Genomic DNA, 1,073 nt, shown 5'->3' with positions numbered 1-1,073 from the left:
CTGCGCACCGCGCTCGGCGAACTGCCCCTCGACGACGGGTTGCGGCGGCAGCTGGAGGAGGCCGGCGCGCCACGCCGGGTGGTCGTGGGCATCCGCCCCGAGCACTTCGAGGACGCGGCGCTGCTGGAGCACCGGCGCGGCGGGCGGACGGTGACGGTGGGTGTCGAGGTGCTGGAATCGGTCGGCTCGGACGTCTTCGTGCACTTCACCGCCAAGGACGGACGCGGGAGCGGCCCCGAGGACGGTCCCACGGACGGCCACGAGAACGGGCCCGGCGCCGGGCGCGAGGTCGTGGCCCGGATCGGCACCGCCACGCGGGCCGCCGAGGGCCGCCCGCTGGAGCTGTGGGTGGACACCGCCCGGCTGCACGTCTTCGACCCCGGCACGGGCGCCGCGCTCACCTCCACGGCCCGCTGACCAGCGGCGCGGCCCTCCGACATGCCCGTCGGGACGAATCGGGCGATCATGGGACGGACCCCGGTGGGGGCGGCACCGCCCGAAAGGTGGACTGCGATGTTCCAGCTCCTGTGGATTCTGCTCATCGGCTTCGTGCTGGGCGTGCTGGCCAAGCTCATCCTGCGCGGGCCGCAGTCGATCCCGTGGTGGCTGACGATGCTGCTGGGCGCCGCAGGTGCGTGGCTCGGCAACGCGGTCTCCGGCTGGATCGGCGTGCGCCACACCTCGGGCATCGACTGGATCCGGCACATCCTCCAACTCGCTTTCGCGGTCGGCCTGGTGGCTTTCGTCTCGCCGGCTTGGTCCAAATCGCGACCCAACCGTTAGGGGTTGTCGGTACCAGGTGCGACACTCCTGCCGGGGCCCGGCCGTCGGGCCCGGCGGGAGGGTTTTCACATGACACTGGAGACGACCTGGCGGCTGCTGCGCGGCGACGGACTGTCCGGCGGGCTCGTCGTCGAGGAGTCGGACGGGCCGTGGCGGACCGGCCGCTTCGTGCCCCGCGAGGGCTTCACCGAGGTGCGCCCCTCGTTCGAGGAGCCGCCGGCTTCGGCGAGGGCAAGGACGCGAAGGTCGTCACCCCGGAGCTGTCCGGCGCCCTGCTGCCCGGCATCACC

1 protein-coding gene and 2 pseudogenes are annotated in these 1,073 nt (G+C 73.3%); all 3 read left to right on the top strand.

Going from position 1 to position 1,073, the window contains the following annotated elements; translation table 11 throughout:
- Positions 1–417, top strand: a pseudogene (locus AB0O00_RS41175) (ABC transporter ATP-binding protein); the annotation flags it as partial.
- A gap of 96 nt (positions 418–513) precedes the next feature.
- Complete coding sequence (locus AB0O00_RS41170; RefSeq protein WP_363659767.1) at positions 514–783, top strand: GlsB/YeaQ/YmgE family stress response membrane protein; 270 nt, start codon at positions 514–516, stop codon at positions 781–783.
- 69 nt (positions 784–852) lie between these two features.
- Positions 853–1,073, top strand: a pseudogene (locus AB0O00_RS41165) (hypothetical protein); the annotation flags it as partial.

Origin of the sequence: Kitasatospora sp. NPDC093558 (genome assembly GCF_040683475.1) — a bacterium.
Classification (GTDB): Bacteria; Actinomycetota; Actinomycetes; order Streptomycetales; family Streptomycetaceae; genus Kitasatospora.
Note: the sequence above shows the minus strand (reverse complement) of the source record. Positions and strands in the feature narration are given on the sequence as shown.